This is a genomic window from Pseudomonas sp. JUb52 (assembly GCF_004341115.1).
GTDB lineage: Bacteria > Pseudomonadota > Gammaproteobacteria > Pseudomonadales > Pseudomonadaceae > Chryseomonas > Chryseomonas oryzihabitans.
Genome location: NZ_SLYS01000001.1, coordinates 276,270 through 294,555, shown reverse-complemented (window position 1 = coordinate 294,555; position 18,286 = coordinate 276,270). Strand labels below are relative to the sequence as shown.

The 18,286-nt window shown below is 66.4% G+C and carries 18 protein-coding genes, 1 other RNA gene and 1 pseudogene; 6 read left to right on the top strand and 14 right to left on the bottom strand.

What is annotated here, in order from left to right; genetic code table 11:
• The first annotated feature begins 1 nt into the window (after position 1).
• Positions 2-181 (top strand): hypothetical protein, encoded by a 180-nt coding sequence (locus EC839_RS01500; protein ID WP_115946476.1) that lies wholly within the window; start codon positions 2-4, stop codon positions 179-181.
• Here the strand turns inward: EC839_RS01500 and EC839_RS01495 are convergent.
• The 5 genes and pseudogenes from EC839_RS01495 to EC839_RS01475 all read right to left on the bottom strand — a co-directional run bounded on the left by EC839_RS01495 (position 163) and on the right by EC839_RS01475 (position 5,807).
• A pseudogene (locus EC839_RS01495) lies at positions 163-2,172 on the bottom strand (DUF3488 and DUF4129 domain-containing transglutaminase family protein). The gene EC839_RS01500 and the pseudogene EC839_RS01495 sit on opposite strands and share 19 nt — an antisense overlap.
• Positions 2,169-3,152 carry a DUF58 domain-containing protein gene (locus tag EC839_RS01490; protein ID WP_256680896.1) on the bottom strand — a complete coding sequence of 328 codons (984 nt, stop codon included), beginning with the start codon at positions 3,150-3,152 and terminating at the stop codon, positions 2,169-2,171. The pseudogene EC839_RS01495 and the gene EC839_RS01490 overlap by 4 nt, the downstream one beginning before the upstream one ends.
• Positions 3,122-4,039 (bottom strand): MoxR family ATPase, encoded by a 918-nt coding sequence (locus tag EC839_RS01485; RefSeq protein WP_132831920.1) that lies wholly within the window; start codon positions 4,037-4,039, stop codon positions 3,122-3,124. The genes EC839_RS01490 and EC839_RS01485 overlap by 31 nt, the downstream gene beginning before the upstream one ends.
• A 103-nt stretch (positions 4,040-4,142) precedes the next feature.
• Positions 4,143-4,841 (bottom strand): orotidine-5'-phosphate decarboxylase, encoded by a 699-nt coding sequence (gene pyrF, locus EC839_RS01480; protein ID WP_027599014.1) that lies wholly within the window; start codon positions 4,839-4,841, stop codon positions 4,143-4,145.
• A 90-nt stretch (positions 4,842-4,931) separates the two neighbouring features.
• On the bottom strand, positions 4,932-5,807 hold the full coding sequence (locus tag EC839_RS01475; protein WP_132831919.1) for a LysR family transcriptional regulator: 876 nt from the start codon (positions 5,805-5,807) through the stop codon (positions 4,932-4,934).
• Between the two features lie 82 nt (positions 5,808-5,889).
• Between EC839_RS01475 and EC839_RS01470 the strand changes: the two genes are divergently transcribed.
• Positions 5,890-6,345 carry a multidrug/biocide efflux PACE transporter gene (locus EC839_RS01470; protein ID WP_132831918.1) on the top strand — a complete coding sequence of 152 codons (456 nt, stop codon included), beginning with the start codon at positions 5,890-5,892 and terminating at the stop codon, positions 6,343-6,345.
• 48 nt (positions 6,346-6,393) lie between these two features.
• Positions 6,394-6,561, top strand: coding sequence for a DUF2897 family protein (locus tag EC839_RS01465; RefSeq protein ID WP_007160578.1), 168 nt, complete (start codon positions 6,394-6,396; stop codon positions 6,559-6,561).
• 60 nt (positions 6,562-6,621) lie between these two features.
• On the opposite strand, the gene EC839_RS01460 is transcribed toward EC839_RS01465, so the two are convergent.
• The 5 genes from EC839_RS01460 to EC839_RS01440 all read right to left on the bottom strand — a co-directional run bounded on the left by EC839_RS01460 (position 6,622) and on the right by EC839_RS01440 (position 11,811).
• Positions 6,622-7,731 (bottom strand): Gfo/Idh/MocA family protein, encoded by a 1,110-nt coding sequence (locus EC839_RS01460; protein WP_132831917.1) that lies wholly within the window; start codon positions 7,729-7,731, stop codon positions 6,622-6,624.
• 113 nt (positions 7,732-7,844) lie between these two features.
• Positions 7,845-8,369 carry a hypothetical protein gene (locus tag EC839_RS01455; protein WP_256680895.1) on the bottom strand — a complete coding sequence of 175 codons (525 nt, stop codon included), beginning with the start codon at positions 8,367-8,369 and terminating at the stop codon, positions 7,845-7,847.
• A 106-nt stretch (positions 8,370-8,475) separates the two neighbouring features.
• Entirely contained in the window at positions 8,476-9,909 is a 1,434-nt protein-coding gene (locus tag EC839_RS01450; protein WP_027601567.1) for a PLP-dependent aminotransferase family protein, read from the bottom strand.
• 220 nt (positions 9,910-10,129) lie between these two features.
• Positions 10,130-11,059 carry an electron transfer flavoprotein subunit alpha/FixB family protein gene (locus EC839_RS01445; protein ID WP_132831916.1) on the bottom strand — a complete coding sequence of 310 codons (930 nt, stop codon included), beginning with the start codon at positions 11,057-11,059 and terminating at the stop codon, positions 10,130-10,132.
• A complete protein-coding gene (locus EC839_RS01440; RefSeq protein WP_027599021.1) occupies positions 11,059-11,811 on the bottom strand; it encodes an electron transfer flavoprotein subunit beta/FixA family protein in 753 nt (250 codons plus the stop codon). The genes EC839_RS01445 and EC839_RS01440 overlap by 1 nt, the downstream gene beginning before the upstream one ends.
• Positions 11,812-11,955: 144 nt before the next feature.
• Between EC839_RS01440 and EC839_RS01435 the strand changes: the two genes are divergently transcribed.
• Positions 11,956-12,031, top strand: a non-coding RNA gene (locus EC839_RS01435) — sX9 sRNA.
• Between the two features lie 217 nt (positions 12,032-12,248).
• Positions 12,249-13,898, top strand: a complete 1,650-nt coding sequence (locus tag EC839_RS01430; protein WP_132831915.1) for an electron transfer flavoprotein-ubiquinone oxidoreductase — start codon at positions 12,249-12,251, stop codon at positions 13,896-13,898.
• A gap of 32 nt (positions 13,899-13,930) precedes the next feature.
• Here the strand turns inward: EC839_RS01430 and EC839_RS01425 are convergent, their stop codons facing one another.
• The 4 genes from EC839_RS01425 to EC839_RS01410 form a co-directional block, all read right to left on the bottom strand.
• Entirely contained in the window at positions 13,931-14,491 is a 561-nt protein-coding gene (locus EC839_RS01425) for a DUF1285 domain-containing protein (protein WP_132831914.1), read from the bottom strand.
• Between the two features lie 11 nt (positions 14,492-14,502).
• Complete coding sequence (locus tag EC839_RS01420) at positions 14,503-15,117, bottom strand: DUF4823 domain-containing protein (protein WP_132831913.1); 615 nt, start codon at positions 15,115-15,117, stop codon at positions 14,503-14,505.
• A gap of 87 nt (positions 15,118-15,204) precedes the next feature.
• Entirely contained in the window at positions 15,205-16,173 is a 969-nt protein-coding gene (locus tag EC839_RS01415) for a GTP 3',8-cyclase MoaA (protein ID WP_064307437.1), read from the bottom strand.
• Between the two features lie 65 nt (positions 16,174-16,238).
• On the bottom strand, positions 16,239-16,880 hold the full coding sequence (locus tag EC839_RS01410; protein WP_007160588.1) for a TetR/AcrR family transcriptional regulator: 642 nt from the start codon (positions 16,878-16,880) through the stop codon (positions 16,239-16,241).
• A 171-nt stretch (positions 16,881-17,051) separates the two neighbouring features.
• Here EC839_RS01410 and EC839_RS01405 point away from each other — a divergent pair, with 171 nt between their 5' ends.
• Complete coding sequence (locus tag EC839_RS01405) at positions 17,052-18,182, top strand: aminotransferase class V-fold PLP-dependent enzyme (RefSeq protein ID WP_132831912.1); 1,131 nt, start codon at positions 17,052-17,054, stop codon at positions 18,180-18,182.
• Positions 18,183-18,286: the final 104 nt, after the last annotated feature.

The window sequence follows — 18,286 nt, the reverse complement described above, 5'->3', positions numbered from 1 at the left end:
CATGCGCTCGGTCACCACCCTCACTTCCGCCGTGCTGTTGTTGCTAGGCCTGGGCTGCATCGCCCAGGCACTCGGCAACCCCCATCCGCAACCACTGATCCTGGCGGCCATCGTCTGCCTGGTGGCCTTCGCCCTGCAAGAGCCTGACGCCCTCCCCGTACCTCAATCGCTGCGCGCCTGACGGCCACGCAGCTCGCGTTTCAATAGCTTCAGCGCCCTGGTCAGAGCCGCAGGATCCTGCGGCCGACCGGCATAGCGCTGCGCCTGGAATTCCTGGGAAAAGGCCAAGATGGCTGCGCGCGCCGCCGGCAGCTCGGCCATGGCGCGTCCGGCGAAGCTGCCCGCCGCCTCGCCGCTTCGGCGCCTGACGCCTTGCCGCGCCAGCAGGCGCTCGAACTGGTCGAAGCGCGCCAGCAGGGGATCCCGCGTCCGCTGCCAGGGCTTTAGCACCAGCAACGCCATCACCCCGAGCACGCCCAGCACCACCAGCGCCAACAGCAGCCCCAGGCGCTGCAGCGAACCCTCGCCCAGCAGCCGCTTGAAGAGCTCGCCCTGGGTATCCTCCTGGTAGTTGAGCACCCAGCGTTGCCAGCCGTAGTTGATACGATCCCAGCCCAGGCGCAGGTCATTGAGCCAGGCCAGGTTGCGATAGCGATTGGCGGCGAAGGGATTGTCGGCGAGGAACTCATTGGCCGCGCCCTGGGCCGCCAGGGCCTCCTGCAGACCACGCTCGATCCGCTCGGGCGCCACCTGGGCGGTGGGATCGACGCTGATCCAGCCGCGCCCCGGCAGCCAGTATTCCACCCAGGCATGGGCATCGAATTGCTGCACCAGCAGATAGCCACCCGCGGCATTGAATTCACCGCCCTGGTAGCCCGCCACCACCCGCGCCGGGATGCCCGCCACCCGCAGTGCGAAGGTCATGGCGCCGGCATAGTGGGCGCAGAAGCCCCGGTGGTTATCGAAGAGGAAGGCGTCGATGGCGTCGACGCTCGCCGTGGGCGGTTGCAGGGTGTAGACGAAGGGCTGCTGGCGAAAATAGGCCAGGATCGCCTGGGCCAGGGCCTCGGGCGTCGGCTGGCGCGCTTTGAGCTAAGCCACCCAGGCACGGGTGCGCGGCTCGCCCCCGCTGGGCAGCTGCAGCGCACGACGCTGGCTGGAGGCGGACAGCCGCTCCGGCTCGCGGGTGGCCTGCGGCCAGCTGGATACCTGGTAGAGCAGCGCCTGGTCCACCGGGCGGCGGCGCTGCAGATGGAAATCGCTGGCCAGGCGCACGTCGCGCTGATCGCTGCGCGCCACGTCCAGGCCATAGAGCCAGGGCCGACCGCTCGGCTCCATGACCACCTGATAGTCCAGCCGGGGTCCGCCCGGCGTCCAGGCCGGTTCCGGACTCCAGGCCGTGTCGGGATCCACCGACCAGCGCGCGCCATCGAAGCGCTCGTAGGTGGTGGCCCGCCAGTAGAGGTCGCGCTGCGCCGGCCGGTCACCGGCGAAGCTGACCCGGAACACCCGCTCGGCGGATTGCGAGAGCTGGGCGATCTCCCCCGGCGCCATGCTGTCGCCCAGTCCGGTGCGCGCCTGGTCGCCCGGTTGCGGCAGCGACCACAGCGGACCGATCCGGGGAAACACCAGGAACAGCAGCAGCATCAGCGGCACCGCCTGCAGCAGCAGGGTACCGGCGACCTTCAGCGTCGCCAGCGGCCGACTCGCCAGGGCGCTTTGCTGCAGACCGATCAGCGCCGCCACCAGCGCGGTCACCGGCAGCAGGCTGTAGAGCGCGGCGAGCAGGCCGTCCTCGAACAGGTAGGCGATCACCACCGCGAAGAAACCCAGGTAGATCACCACCAAGGCATCGCGGCGACTGTGCATCTCGATCAGCTTGAGGGCGAAGGTCACCAGCAGCAGCACGGCGCCAGCGTCCAGGCCGATGAAGGAGCCGCGCGACAGCCAGATGCCGCCCATGGTCAGCAGCAGCAGGCCGCCCTTCTCGATCCGCGTCGGTGCCCGCACCCGCATGCGAAACAGCAGCACCCGCCAGCCGGCGCAAAAGGCCCAGAGCAGGCCGACCCAGGGCGGCAGATGGGTGAGGTGCGGCAGGATCACCAGGGCCTGGGCCACCAGCAGCCAGATCAGGGCGATGCGCGGGATGGGTTGCGGCACGGCGTTGCTCATGTCGGCCGCCCGAACAGGGCCAGGGCCTGCAGCGCCGCGTCGCGCTGGCTCTCGCCGCTGGCCGGCGCCAGCTCTACCCCGGGCAGGCGCAGGCCGAAACGCAGCTGACGCGCCGTGCAGTCCAGCACCGCCTGGCACAACCAGGACAGCCGCGTCTCGGTGTCGCCATCGAGCACGCTGAAATCCAGCCAGAGTTCGCTGCCGGCCAGGGCGGTGAAGTCCTTGACCAGCAGGCCCTGCCCCCGGGAAAAGGCCTTCCAGTCCAGCCGCCGGCGCGAGTCGCCGGGCTGATAGGAGCGCAATCCCTGGAAGTCGTCGGCGCCCTGCCCCGCCTGGCGCTGGCCTTCCTCGCTACCGGCATCCTGGCCACTGCGCAGCGGCGTCGTGGTCGCCAGTGGCTGCGGATAGACCAGGGCGCGCACGTCCAGGTCCAGCCAGCTCCAGGCGACGAACAGGCCGAGGGGGAAACGGCTCTCCACCCGCAGTCGCCCGGGGCTGAGCCAGCCGCGGCTCGGCGCCGGGTGGAAGACCTGCAGGGCGACGCTCTCTCCTGCCGGTACGTCGCTGAGCACCAGCGGCTCGTTGCGCCAGCCCAGGGCGATGCCCTGGTGCGCACGGCGCTCGCTCTCCAGGCGCAGGCGAAAGCCGGCGGCCTCTCCGGCGAACACCGGACTGGCGCCACCGCCGGCCAGCTGCAGACCGGCCAGGTTGCGGTAGGTGTGCAGCATGGCCACCAGCGCCAGGGAAAACAGCAGGAAGGTCAGGCCATAGGCCAGGCTGTTCTGGTAGTTGATGCCGGCCAGCAGCATCAGCAGCAGGGCGATGGCGAAGGCGCCGCCCTGGCGGGTGGGCAGGATGAAGATGCGCCGCTGATCGAGGGTGATGCGATTGGCCGGCGGAATCCGCCGCGCCAGCCAGCCATCTCGATAGCGCTGCCAGGCGCCGCCGGTCACAGCGCCGGGACTTCGCGCAGCAGCCATTGCACCAGGGCGCCACCCCCATGCCCGGCGGGATCGGCGATGTCGCGCAGGCGATGCCCGGCCACCGCCGGCAGCACCGTCTGGACGTCCTCGGGCAGCACATGGTCGCGCCCCGCCAGCAGTGCCCAGGCTCGCGCCGCGGCCAGCAGCGCCAGGCTACCACGAGGCGATAGGCCCAGGGCGAAGGACGTCTGGGTGCGGGTGGCCTCCACCAGGCGCAGCACATAGTCCACCACCGCCTCGCTGGCGTGGATGCGCGGCACCTCGGCCTGGATCAGCCGCAGTTGGGCGTGATCCAGCAGGGGCTCGAGGCGTGGCAGTTGCTCGCGGCCGGAACCGCCGAGCAGCAATGCCCGCTCGGCGGCGCGTCCGGGATAGCCGAGCGACAGGCGCATCAGGAAGCGGTCGAGCTGGGATTCCGGCAGGGCGAAGGTGCCGCCTTGGGAGATGGGATTCTGGGTGGCTATGACAAAGAAGGGATCGGGCAAGGGCCGGGTGGCGCCCTCGATGGTCACCTGCCCCTCCTCCATGGCCTCGAGCAGCGCGCTCTGGCTCTTGGGGGTGGCCCGGTTGATCTCGTCGGCCAGCAGCAACTCGGCGAACACCGGCCCGGGATGGAAGACGAACTGCCCGCTGTCGCGATCGAACACCGAGGTACCGAGGATATCGCCGGGCAGGAGGTCCGAGGTGAACTGGATGCGTTGGAAGGACAGCCCCAGCACCTTGGCCAGGGCATGGCTGAGGGTGGTCTTGCCCATGCCGGGCAGGTCCTCGATCAGCAGGTGACCCCGCGCCAGCAGGCAGGCCAGCGCCAGCCTGACCTGGGTTTCCTTGCCCAACAAAACGCCGTCTACCGCCTTGAGACAGGCGTTCAACCTATTGTGCATGCCCTGAGGTCTCTCGCCTTGCGCCGACGCGAGAGGGCGTCGGCCTGCAGGACGAGAATAGCAGCACCTTTTACCGGCGACCGTCGCCCTGGAGGTTTACCGCTTATTTCAGGGTGGCGAGGATCTCTTCCACGGCGCGGGCCGGATCGGCGGCGCGGGCGATGGGCCGCCCGATCACCAGGTAGTCGGAACCGGCGTCCAGGGCCTCGCGCGGGGTGAGGATACGGCGCTGGTCATCCAGGGCGCTGCCGGCCGGACGGATGCCGGGGGTGACCAGTTGCAGCGCCGGTTGCGCGGCCTTGAGCGCCGAGGCCTCCTGGGCCGAGCAGACCAGGCCGTCCAGGCCGGCGCGAGCCGCCAGACCGGCCAGGCGCAGGACCTGCTCCTGGGGATCCACGTCCAAGCCGATGTCGGCCAGGTCCTCACGCTCCATGCTGGTCAGCACGGTGACACCGATCAGCAGCGGCTTGGGCCCCTGGAAGGCCTCCAGCGTTTCGCGACAGGCGGTCATCATGCGCAGGCCACCCGAGCAGTGGACATTGACCATCCAGACGCCCATCTCCGCCGCGGCCTTGACCGCCATGGCGGTGGTGTTGGGGATGTCGTGGAATTTCAGATCGAGAAAGACTTCGAAGCCGCGCGTGCGCAGGGCCTCCACCACCCCGGCGGCGCTGGCGGTGAACAGCTCCTTGCCGACCTTGACCCGGCAGGTGGCGGGGTCGAGGCGGTCGGCCAGCGCCAGGGCGGCGGACGACGAAGGGAAATCCAGGGCGACGATGATGGGGGACTGGCAGGCGGACATGGGAGCTCTCGGCAAAACGGCAAAGGCCGGCATTTTCGCAGAAAAGCGCCGCGCCGGCACTTGGCCGCTGCCCGCACGGGTCCTCGCCCTTCAACTTGGCTTGAGCAGGCGTTCGCGCAGCCAGTTGCCCGCCGGACCCAGCGGCCGCCGCCGCGACCAGACCACGTCCACCGCCACTCGTTGCGGCCAGCCGGGTACGGCCAGCTCCACCAGCCGTCCCTGGCCGAAGGTCGTCACCAGCCACAGCGGTAGCTCCGCCCAGCCGAAACCCTGCACCGCCATGTCCAGCAGCAGCAGGTAGTCGGGCGCCGACCAGCAGCGGCCGCGGGTGTCCGGCAGGCGGCTGACCTGGGGAGAGGCCTCGGTCACGGTGCTCAGGCGCAGCAGCCGATAGGGCGCCAGGTCGGCGGGCGTGACCCGCTCCAGCGCCGCCAGCGGATGATCGGCGGCGACATAGAGGCCGAAGGTGACCAGGCCATCCAGGGTGGCCGCCTCGATGTCCGCCGGATAGGGCGGCTGACCGGCCAGCAGGCCCAGATCCGCGCGACCCTGGACCAGGCTGAGCACATCGGCGTCCTCGGCGATCAGGCATTCGAATTCGAGATCCGGATAGCGCTGGTCCAGTTCCGTCAGCAGCGCCTCGTAACGGGTGGGCTGATAGGTATCGGAGATCACCAGGGTCAGGCGCGGCTCCACCCCGGCTGCCAGCTGAGTGGCGCGATTGGCCAGGCGGTCATGGGCCGACAGCACGGCGCGGGCCTGGTCGAGCAGTTGCTCTCCGGCAGCCGTCAGCAGTGGATAGCGGCCCTGGCGATCGAACAGCAGTACCCCCAGTTCGTCCTCCAGCCGGGCGATGCTCTCGCTGACACTCGACTGCCGCTTGCCCAGTACCCGGGCCGCCGCACTGAAGGAGCCTGTCGCGGCCGCTTCGACGAACGCCTCGAGAGCTTCGGCATTGGGATACATATCGGCTCAGCCTATGGAGTCCATTTTGATCTCCCCAGCTTAACCGATGAGACTGAAGGCCTGTCCACTATGGAGTCGTCTCATGTCCAGCCCGCTCACCCAGCGTCCCGCCAGTGCCCGCATTCTGCATGCCCTGCTGTTCGAAGGGATCGCCGTGCTGCTCGCCACCCCGATCCTGGCCTGGCTGCTGGACCGCTCCCTGGGTCACATGGGTCTGCTCACCGCCGCCTTTTCCGCCATCGCCATGCTCTGGAATCTGGTGTTCAATCTGGGCTTCGATCGACTGCAACAGCGCCTGGGCTTCACCCGCGGCCTGGGTGTCCGCCTGCTGCATGCCCTGGGCTTCGAAGGCGGGCTGATCCTGGTGCTGGTACCGCTGGCCGCCTGGTGGCTGTCCATCAGCCTGTGGCAGGCCCTGCTGCTGGACCTGGGACTGATCCTGTTCTTCCTGCCCTATACGCTGGCCTTCAACTGGCTCTACGACCTGGGTTACGCTGCCTGGATCCGGCGCACGAATGCCGGCTGCCGGGCGCACTGATAGCCTCGCCCGTGGTCGAAGCTGTACAGCCACTTGAGGAGAAGACAGATGCCCTGGTATGCCTGGTTGATCCTGCTGGTCGCCATCGGCTCGGTGGTCGGCAGCCTGCTCATGCTCAAGGACACGGCGCGCAAGGTGCCCCTGACCGACGAACAGAAAACCAAGATCCGGCAGCGCAATGCCGAGATGGATGCCAAGGAGGCCCAGGACCGCTGATCGCGCCCCGAGCCTCCAAGCAGAGCCCTGCCACCCCCTGGGTGGCAGGGCTCTGTGGCATCAGGACTCCAGCGGTGCCTTGGTGTTGACGTACTCCGGCACCTCCGCCAGTGGCAGGCTGCGCACCTGCTCACGGGTCGGCCCCTGGCGCTTGGGTAGCGGTTCCAGGCGTTGCGGCTGACCGCTTTCCAGGGCGCGCTCGATGGCCGCCAGCACACGCACGTCGCGCCAGCCCTCCTCCCCGTCCATTTCCGCCTGCCGATCCTGCAGGATGCAATCGGAGAAATAGGCCGTCTCGCCGCCGAAGTGGTCCACCACCGGCGCCTTGAACTCCTTCGTCTCCCCGTCCACGGTCAGGCGATAGCCGATAGCGACGCCCTCACCGAAACCAAAGCACGGCGAGGCCTCGATCTCGCCCTTGCGGCCCACCAGCTGGAAACGCTCGGTATTGGGGCCGCTGAAGCTGACGGTAAAGGTCGCCAACCGCTCTTCGGGAAAGCGCAGGGTCACGGTCACGGCATCCCAGGTCGTGACGTCGCGCCCGGGTGTCTGCACCCCAACGGCACTGACCTCGATGGGTTCGTTAGCGAAGAGCGCCCGCACGGCATTGAGTGGATAAGGCCCCATGTCGGTGACGGGGCCGGCCCAGAAGCCACTCTGGGCTCGGTGGTTGGCCGTATCGACCGGCTGGGTGAAGGTCGAGGTGAACAGGCGCGGATCACCGATCTCGCCGTTGCGTACCCGCTCGATCATTTCCACCGTACCCGGCTCGCAGTGCAGCCGGTAGGCGATCATCAGCTTGGCGCCGGAGCGCGCGGCCGCAGCGTTGATCGCCTGGCATTCTTCCTCGCTGATCGCCATGGGCTTTTCCAGCAGCACATGGATACCGGCCTCCAGCGCCGGCACCGCGAATTCCAGATGGCGGAAATTGGGCGTGGCCAGATAGATGGCATCGATCTCGCCCGACGCGAGCAAGTTGGGGAATTCTTCGTAGCTGTAGCTCTTGAGCCCGTATTTGGCGGCCAGATCCCGCGCCTTGATCGGATCACCGGTGACCAGGGCGGTCATCTCGGAATTGCTGGTCTGGCCTACCCCGGGCATGAAGGCGCCCTGGGAAATCCAGCCACCCGCTACCACTGCATAACGAATCTTGCCTGTTGCGCTGGGCATGGAACGCTCCCGAATCCAGGCAGACGACGTGTCCGCCACCTGAACTGTCGGCAAGCGTTGCGGCCAGGAAGTTCCGGACAGCCGTTCAACGACGGCACACCGCCCTCGTCCGGCTAGCGGCGAAAGCGCAACTCGACTTCCGCGCCTTCGAAATCGTCGCTGCGATCCCGGCTGATCACGCGACCGCCCAGTTCGAAACGACCGGGGTCGTCTTCCTTGCGAAACAGCTGCGGCAGCAGACCGGCCTCGGCGACGCTGTTGTCGGTCTTGCCCGAGCCCAGGTGGCGCGTGCTCACCGACTGGGATGCAGCCGCTTCACTGGGCACGCTGAGGTCGAGCGGATGAGTGGCCGCCGGCGCCGGCTTGGGCACGGCGGGCTTCTTGAGCTGGCTGTTCCTGGCCAGGTCCTGTTTCTTCGGTGGCGGTGCAGGCAGTACGAAGGCCTTGGTCGGGAGCGGGTCCAGGCGGTAGGCGCGTAGATCGGCGGCGCTGCCCTCGGGCTCGGCGGCCACCGGCGGCTTCGGCGCTTCTGGCGCTGGTGCGGGAGGCGTCTTGGCCGTCGCGGGCGGTGACTCGTTATCGCAGCCCGCCAACAGCAGGGTCACGGCCAGCGCCGTCGTTGCCAGGTATCCACGCATGGGCTCACCACACTCAGGGTATCGCGCCCGGAACGGTTCACCAGGGGCGACAGGGGCAGTCTCTACAACCGACTCCGCTGCCCCACGGTGGGTTCCAGGCGTGCCGCTAGGCGGCCAGGGTTTCCTGGCAGAGCTGACGGGCGAGCAGGCCCAGGGTCATCAGCGCCCGCTGGGCATCGCGTCCCCAGGGCAGCCCGCAATTGAGGCGGATGCAGTGATTGAACTGGTCGGTGTTGCTGAAGATCATCCCGGGCGCGATGCTCACCCCCTGATCCAGGGCGCGCTGGTGCAGCAGACGGGTGTCCACCCGCACCGGCAGACTGACCCAGAGGATGAAGCCACCATTGGGCCGACTCATCTGGGTGCCCTCGGGGAAATGCTCCTGGATCGCCAGCTGGAAGGCGGTCATGTTGCGCCGGTATTCCTGGCGGATGGCGCGCAGGTGACGGTCGTAACCTCCATTCTCCAGATAGGCGGAGACGCCCATCTGGGTCACGCTGCAGGCGGAATGGGTGGTGAAGGTCTGCAGGCGGCAGATGTCTTCCTGATAGGGCCCGGCTACCACCCAGCCGATGCGGACGCCGGGCGAAATGGTCTTGGAAAAGCTCGAGCAGTAGATGACCCGTCCCTGCTTGTCGAGGGCCTTGAGCGCCTTGGAGCCGCTGTCGTAGGTCAGCTCGCCATAGATGTCGTCCTCGACGATGGCGATGTTGCGCTCGGCCGCCAGCCTGAGCAGCTGCTTCTGCCGCGCCTCCGGCATGCTGCCGCCCAGGGGATTGCTCAGGCGCGCGGCCACCACCAGGGCCTTGACCGGCCACTGGCTCGCGGCCAGTTGCAGCGCCTCCACGCTGAGCCCGGTATCCGGATCGCAGGGAATCTCGATCACCTTGAGGCCCAGCACCTCGGCCAGTTGCAGCAGCCCGTAGTAGGACGGCGACTCGGTGGCGATCAGGTCGCCCGGCTTGGTCAGCACCCGCAGCGACATCTGCAGGGCATCCACGCAGCCATGGGTGATCACCACCTCTTCCGGCCCTACCACCACCCCCGCATCGCGCAGGCGAATGGCGACCTGGCGGCGCAGGGGCTCGTAGCCCGGACTGTGCAGGTAGGAAAAGGCCGCGCGGGCCTGGAAACGGGTGACCTTGGACAGCTGCTGGTGCAGGGCCCGCAGCGGCAGGTAGTCGGGCTGGGGCACCGCCATGCCCAGGGGCACCACGCCTTCACGCCGCGATTCGGCCAACACCTGGTTGATGATGCCGGCACGGGTCACCAGACTCGGCCGCTCCACCGTGGCGATGTCCGGCGTCGGCGCGGTCAGTGCCGGGGTCTGGTGCACATAGAAGCCCGATTGCGGCCGGGCGCGGATCAGCCCCTGGTCTTCCAGGGTGGCATAGGCCTGCAGGACGCTGGCATGACTGACGCCCAGTTGCTGGCTCAGCTTGCGCACCGAAGGCACCCGCTCGCCGGGCTTGTAGACCCCCGTGCGGATGTCGTTCGCCAGTTGCTGGGCGATGCGCTGATAGAGCAACAGATTGGTCATGGCGTCTTCCTGGACGAAAGCGGAACAGTAGCAGGCTACCCTGAAGGTATACCGGTACAGCTAGGCCTGACCTTAACCCTTCCCTTCCCGGGGCGGCAATGTCCAAAAACGACAAGAAATCGACTCACCCCTCTTTGCCGCGAAGGCGCTGTGCCAGGGCTTGCCGCGCCCAAGAAAAAGCCCGCCGAAGGGCGGGCTTTTGCACGCGGAAGAGCGGGCCTCAGATGGCCTTTTCCAGCTCGGGGATCAATTCGAACAGATCACCCACCAGGCCGTAGTCGGCCACCTGGAAGATCGGTGCCTCCTCGTCCTTGTTGATGGCGACGATCACCTTGGAATCCTTCATGCCGGCCAGGTGCTGGATGGCACCGGAGATGCCTACGGCGATGTACAGCTGGGGCGCGACGATCTTGCCGGTCTGGCCCACCTGCATGTCGTTGGGCACGAAGCCGGCGTCGACCGCGGCGCGCGAGGCACCCACCGCTGCGCCCAGCTTGTCGGCCAGGGCGTAGAGGATCTTGAAGTTGTCACCGTTCTGCAGACCGCGACCACCGGAGACCACCACCTTGGCGGCGCCCAGCTCGGGACGGTCGGACTTGGCCAGCTCTTCGCCAACGAAGCTGGAGATGCCGGCGTCCTTGGCCAGGCTCACGGCTTCGATGGCGGCGGAACCGCCCTCGGCGGCGACCGGATCGAAACCGGTGGCGCGCACGGTGATCACCTTGATCGGTGCCGTGGAACGTACGGTGGCGATGGCGTTGCCGGCATAGATCGGCCGCTTGAAGGTGTCGGCGGATTCGACGGCGATGATCTCGGAGATCTGGTCGACGTCCAGCAGCGCAGCGACGCGCGGCAGGAAGTTCTTGCCATTGGTGCTGGCAGCGGCCAGCACGTGGCTGTAGTTGGCGGCCAGCTCGACCACCAGCGGCGCGACGTTTTCCGGCAGCTGGTGAGCGTAAGCGGCGTTGTCGGCCAGGAGCACCTTGCTGACACCGGCGATCTTGGCGGCGGCGTCGGCGACCGGCTGGGCATTCTGGCCGGCGACCAGCACATGGATGTCGCCACCGATGGCCTGGGCCGCGGCGACGGTGTTCAGGGTAGCGCCGAAGAGGTTGGCGTTGTCGTGGTCGGCAATGACGAGAATGGCCATCAGATCACCTTCGCTTCGTTCTTGAGTTTTTCGACCAGTTCGGCCACGGACTTGACCTTGATGCCCGCCTGACGACCGGCCGGGGCTTCCACCTTGACCACCTCGTAGGAGGCTTTCACCGCCACGCCCAGGGCGTCGGGGGTCAGGGTTTCCAGCGGCTTCTTCTTGGCCTTCATGATGTTGGGCAGCGAGGCGTAGCGCGGCTCGTTGAGACGCAGGTCGGTGGTCACCACCGCCGGCAGCTTGAGCGCCACGGTCTGCAGACCGCCATCGATCTCACGGGTCACGTTGAGGCCGTCACCGGCCTGCTCCACCTTGGAGGCGAAGGTGCCCTGGGCGAAGCCGGTCAGGGCCGCCAGCATCTGGCCGGTCTGGTTGTTGTCGCTGTCGATGGCCTGCTTGCCAAGGATCACCAGCTGGGGCTGTTCCTTGTCCACCACGGCCTTGAGCAGCTTGGCGGTGGTCAGCGACGACAGCTCGGCGGTACCGGTGTCGATCAGCACGGCGCGATCGGCGCCCAGTGCCAGGGCGGTACGCAGTTGTTCCTGCGCCTGGGCGGGACCCGCGGTCACGACCACGATCTCGCTGGCGATACCCTTTTCCTTCAGGCGCACCGCTTCTTCCACGGCGATCTCGCAGAAGGGGTTCATGGACATCTTGACGTTGGCCAGGTCGACACCGGTCTGGTCGGCCTTGACGCGGACCTTGACGTTGTAGTCCACCACGCGTTTGACAGCTACGAGAACCTTCATGAATCCCTCGATTTATTCTGGTGAATAAACAGGACGCCAAGGCGGCCTTGCGTTGAAAACGACCCCTGTCGATCCAACGCTTTACGCGACTGACAAACCTACTGCGCGTCCGCCATGCGGGCGCGTGCAGTGCTCGGAATCCTCGTGTAACGCTCGTACACTGCGGTTCCTGCGCGCCGCACACACCCACCTGGCAGCCGCTCGCAACGATTTGTCAGCCGCTCTTGTTGCAAATTCTTCTTATGTTGACCTCCACGGCAGCAGGGGTCAACGCGACAGTCCGTCAGGGGCCAGTAACTCCCGAGTCTAACAGGCTTGCAGAAAATTTAAACAAACGTTTGAATGGGTGCCAGGGAGCACGCCGGATATAATGAAGTCTTTTGTTGCACCCCTACATAAATAACCAGATCGTGAGCTTTGCCTGAGGAGAGTGAGCCGTGGAACGCGAATACATGGAATTCGACGTGGTGATCGTCGGGGCCGGCCCCGCGGGCCTGTCCGCGGCCTGTCGCCTCAAGCAGCAGGCGGCCGAAAAGGGCCAGGAGATCAGCGTCTGCGTGGTCGAGAAAGGCTCCGAGGTCGGTGCCCACATTCTCTCCGGCGCGGTCTTCGAACCGCGCGCCCTGGACGAGCTCTTTCCCAACTGGAAGGAACTGGGCGCGCCCCTGAACACTCCGGTCAAGCGTGACGACATCTACCTGCTCAAGGACGAGCGCCAGGCGACCAAGGTACCGAATTTCTTCGTGCCCAAGCCCATGCACAACGAAGGCAACTACATCATCTCCCTGGGCAATCTCTGCCGCTGGCTGGGCCAGCAGGCCGAAGCCCTGGGCGTGGAGATCTATCCGGGCTTCGCCGCCCAGGAGCCGCTGATCGATGAGCAGGGCGTGGTGCGCGGCATCATCACCGGCGACCTGGGCGTGGATCGCGAAGGCCAACCCAAGGAAGGGGTCTATACCCCCGGCATGGAGCTGCGCGGCAAGTACACCCTGTTCGCCGAAGGCTGCCGTGGCCACCTGGGCAAGCAGCTGGGCCAGAGATTCAAGCTCGGCGAAGGCGCTGATCCGCAGCACTATGGCATCGGCATCAAGGAGCTGTGGGAGATCGACCCGGCCAAGCACGAGCAGGGCCTGGTGATCCACACCTCCGGCTGGCCGCTGGACAAGGAGAACCCAGGTGGTTCCTTCCTCTATCACCTGGAGGACAACCAGGTGGTGGTCGGCCTGATCGTCGACCTGGCCTACAGCAATCCACACCTCTCGCCCTATGACGAATTCCAGCGCTACAAGCACCACCCGGTGGTGGCCCAGTACCTGGAAGGCGGCAAGCGCGTCTCCTACGGCGCCCGCGCCCTGGTCAAGGGCGGCCTGAATTCCCTGCCGAAGATGGTCTTTCCCGGTGGCGCCCTGATCGGCTGCGACCTGGGCACCCTCAACCCGGCCAAGATCAAGGGCAGCCACACCGCCATGAAGTCCGGCATGCTCGCCGCCGATGCCATCGTCGCCGCCCTGGCGGCCGGGCGCGAAGGTGACGAACTCCAGGGTTACGTCGATGGCTTCAAGGGCAGCTGGCTGCAGGAAGAACTCCATGCCAGCCGCAACTTCGGCCCGGCCATGCATAAGTTCGGTCCGCTGCTCGGCCCGGCCTTCGCCTTCGTCGAACACAATCTGCTGGGTGGCGCCCTGCCCTTCACCCTGCACGACCGACGCATGGACCACACCTGCCTGAAGAAGGCCGACGAAGCGCCGCGCATCAGCTATCCCAAGCCGGATGGCAAGCTGAGCTTCGACAAGCTGTCCTCGGTGTTCCTCTCCAACACCAACCACGAGGAAGACCAGCCGGTCCACCTGAAGCTCAAGGACCCGTCGATTCCCATCGCGCAGAACCTGCCGCTGTACGACGAGCCCGCCCAGCGCTACTGTCCGGCCGGGGTCTACGAGGTGGTCCGCGATGGCGGCGAGCCGCGCTTCCAGATCAATGCCCAGAACTGCGTCCACTGCAAGACCTGCGACATCAAGGACCCGGCGCAGAACATCACCTGGGTGGCGCCGGAAGGCAGCGGCGGTCCCAACTACCCCAACATGTAAGCGCAAAGAAAGGGCCCTGAGGGGCCCTTTCTCTATTCAGTGGGCGCGACGGGAAAGAAGGTACCGCGACTCCAGAGACCGAGCCAGGACCGGCTCTCATGGGTACCCGCCTCCACCCTGTCCATCAGCCGATAGAACACCGCCCGATTGAGTCGTGCCTCCAGGCCGCCACGCACGCGGACATAGGGTGCCGGCTGGTCATCCTGTTCCGCGAAGCGCAGCGGATGCTCGGCATCGACGGCGACCCTGTCGCCCACGTTGGTGAGCAGATCCAGAACCTGCTCCCGGCCATTGCCGCGCCATTCCACATCCACCGCCAGGAAGGGCGCGTCTTCCACCTGGATGCCTACGCATTCCACCGGTGTCACCAGCACATAGCGCTCGGGATCGCGGCGCAGGATGGTGGAAAAGAGTCGCACCATGGCCGGTCGGATGATGGGCGTACCCTGGTGATACCAGGTGCCATCCCGGGCGATGCGCATGTCGATGTCGCCGCAGAAGGGCGGATGCCAGAGTTCCACGGGCGGCAGCCGGCCCTCTTCCACGGCCGGCAGTTGCGCCAGCAGGTTGCGCGTCACATCGACCTGGCTCACGTCCCTCTCCTCTAACGACTGCCCAACCCCAGCAGGCGTTGAGCGTATTGGTTGAGCGCCGGTCCGAGCAGGTCTTCCGGACGCTCGTCATAGAACGTCAGGAAGCCGCCACGACTGCGGATCCGCGCCGTGTCCACCAGGCGGAAGGTGGCGACCTCCACCAGCATCATCTGCACGACGCTGCGGTCGCGCCCTACCCGGCCGATGTCGTCCTGATCCTCCCACTCTTCCCAGGTCCCGATGCGGTCGTCCGCACCGGCGAAGCGGGTGTAGAGCACATAGTGGGCACCGAGCTGGCGGGCCTTGGCCATGGCCTCGTCGAAGCCCTCCGGCTTGTCCGCCCGGCGCACCCGGGGAAAATACTCCACGAACCCTTTGAAGGCCTCTTCCGCCACCACGTTCGGTCGCGCATAGGGATGGCCGATGGGTACGAAGGCGCCCTGGGCTATGTAGATGTAGGAGTCGGCCTGCAGCCGAAAGTTGTTCAGTCGCTGGGTCTTGCTGTAGTCGAGCAGTCCCGCGTCACGCAGGTGGTACTCGACTCCGGACGCCATGTCGCTGACGTTCATGCAGCCACCCAGACAGGCCAGCAGCACGGAAATGAACAGAAAACGCGGTTTGACCATAGAAAGCAGACCCCTGTCCGGCGCCAAGTTGCCGTCGATACAGGGGCCTTAGCAGCTTTCGCGCCAGCTTGAGGCGCAGCGGGTGAATCAGCCGCCGATGATCTTCATGACCGTCACGCCCCCCGAGAAGGCCACGTCCTGCTTGTCGCCCAGGGCCTTGACCAGCAGGCGCTGCAACGCCGGCAGCGCCAGGTGACGCGGCTTGTCCAGCAGATCGCCGACATAGTGGCGGTTGCTCGACGACAGGCAGCCGTGCAGCCAGCCCGTGGACGACAGCCGCAGTCGCGAGCAGGTCCGGCAGAAAGGCACGCTTTCATTGGCGATGACGCCGAAATGCCCGCCCGACTCGACGCGATAGCGCAGTGCCGTGGAATCCACCGGCGCATCGGCCTGCACATAGGCATGGCGCGAACCGATGATCTCCAGCAATTCGGCCAGGGGCACCAGCTGGTTGTTGAAGGTCGCGGGATTCTTGGCCAGGTGCCCCATGCGCATCAGTTCGATGAATCTGAGTTCGAAGCCGCGCTCCAGGCAATAATCCAGCAACGGCAGCACCTGATCGAGATTCTGGCCGCGCAGGGGCACCATGTTGAGCTTGATCTTGAGGCCGGCCGCCCGGGCCGCTTCGAGTCCGGCCAGCACCGTGGCCAGATCGCCCCCCCGCGCCAGGCGCGGAAAGGCCTCGGCATCGAGGGTGTCGAGCGAGACATTGAGGCGGCGGATGCCGTGGTCGATGAGGAAATCCAGCTTGCGCGGCAGCAGCTGACCGTTGGTAGTCAGGCTGATGTCCTTGAGACCGAGCTGGGAGACGCGGGCGAGAAAGGGCTCCAACCGCGGCGTGACCAGGGGTTCGCCCCCGGTGATGCGCAGCCGTTCGATACCGGCGGCATCGATGAGGTATTCCACGCCCCGCGCCATGGTTTCGGCACTGAGTTCGTCCTGCGCAGCCACGAGCCGCTTGCCGTTGGGCACGCAGTACGTACAGGCATAGTTGCAGGCCGCCGTGAGGCTGATCCGCAAGTTGCGAAACGCCCTACCCTGGCGGTCGACGATCATCTTGGGGGTACTCCACTAGGACAAGAGAAAAGGGATGGCGCGGCATCCCTCGCCTCCATCGGACCCTAGGATCGGACAGGCGTTTCGACGTCTCGCTTGCGGCGGTTGCCCATGCGAACGCCGATTTCCATTAGGAACTGGAAGAAACCTTCCTGATCCTCCAGCACGTCGCGCCAGAACGGCGAATGGTAAAGGGCCACGGCCCCATGCACCAGCGCCCAGGCGGCGCAGTAGTGGAAATAGGGCGGCACGTCCTCGAGCTTGCCTTCGTCGATGCGGCCTTCGATCAGGCTGGTCAGCCGCTGGAAGTTGGAGGTGCGGATGCTGTGCAACTGCTCGACCAGTTCGGGTACCTGACGCGTCTTGACCACCTTCTCCTCGAGGCGATCGAACAGGCGGTAGCGCTGCGGATCGCTCATGCGGAACTCGAAATAGGCGCGGGAGAGCGCTTCACGGTCGCGGGCGACGTTGTCGGACTGGAACAGCTCGGCCAGGTCCCGTTCGTAATCCAGCATCAGCCGCAGATAGATCTCGGCCTTGGAATTGAAGTGCTTGTAGATGGTGCCTTTGCCGATACCGACCGCCTCGGCGATCATCTCGACGGTGACGCTGTCTTCTCCTTCGGAGAGAAACAGCTGCAGAGCGGTATCGAGGATTTCCTGTTCGCGGCGACGGAACTCGCGGACTTTGCGGGATTCTTTCTGCATGGCAGCCCACTTGTTGTTTTGAAAAGGGATAGGGCCTTCGAATCGCCAGTCACCCCTCGGCATACCGGCACTTCGTCACACCTTGGGCGAGCTGCACCGAAAGCATCGGTGAACCGCGCGGGCGCGCCCCTTATTATGCCCCATCACACCCAGATTGTACGGATCGAGTCAATGTCTTCCTGGAAGCACGAATTCCCTCAGGCCTACGCCATGAGATACCTCAACCACGCGGCCGTGGCCCCGTGGCCCAAGCGCGCCGCGCAGGCCGTCACCGAATTCGCCGCCGAAAACTGCCAGTACGGTGCGCGCAACTATCCGACCTGGCTGGTCATGGAACAGCGCCTGCGCGATCGCCTGACCCGCCTGCTCAATGCGCCGTCCAGCAGCGACATCGCTCTGGTGAAGAACACCTCCGAAGCACTCTCCTTCGTCGCCTTCGGCCTCGACTGGCAAAGCGGCGACCAGGTGGTGATCAGCGACGAGGAGTTCCCCTCCAACCGGGTGGTCTGGGAAGCCCTGGCCCGCTTCGGCGTCGAGGTGGTGGAAGTCAGCCTGGGTGACACCCCCGAGGCCAATCTGCTGGCCGCCTGTGGTCCGCGCACCCGCCTGATGGCGATCAGCGCCGTGCAGTACGCCAGCGGTCTGCGCCTGGACCTGCCCCAGCTGGGCCAGGGCTGCGACGCCAAGGGCGTGCTGCTGTGCGTCGATGCCATCCAGCAACTGGGCGCCCTGCCCTTCGATGCCCAGGCCTGCAACTGCGCCTTCGCCATGGCCGACGGCCACAAGTGGATGCTCGGTCCGGAAGGCCTGGGGGTCTTCTATTGCCGCGCCGATCTGCGCGAGCAGCTGAAGCTGCACGAATACGGCTGGCACATGCTGGACAACGCCGGCAACTACGGCCAGCGGGAATGGCAGCCGGCCAAGACGGCGATGCGCTTCGAGTGCGGCAGCCCGAACATGCTCGGTGCGGTGGCCCTGGAGGCGAGCTTGTCGCTGCTGGAAGATGCCGGCATGGAGCAGGTGGGCAAGGACCTGCTGGCGCGGATCGAGCTGCTCGACAGCCATATCCGCCGCCTGCCCGGCGCGGTCCTGCATTCACCGATCGCTGCCGAGCGCCGCTCGGGCATCCTCACCTTCTCGCTCGAGGGCTGGGACAATCGCCAGCTGTTCGAGCGTCTCAAGACCGCCGATGTGGTCTGCGCCCAGCGAGGTCCGGGTATCCGCCTGTCGCCCCATTTCTATACCAGCGAGCACGTGCTGGAGCAGACCCTGGATCTGGTCGGGGCGCTGGCGCGCTTCTAGGGGCCTGAAAGGCCCGAGATAGCCAGTGTCGGGGCAGCGCTATTCCAAAACTGTTTAAAAAACGTCCAATCCCGACTGGACCTTTCCCCGAGCTGACCAATACT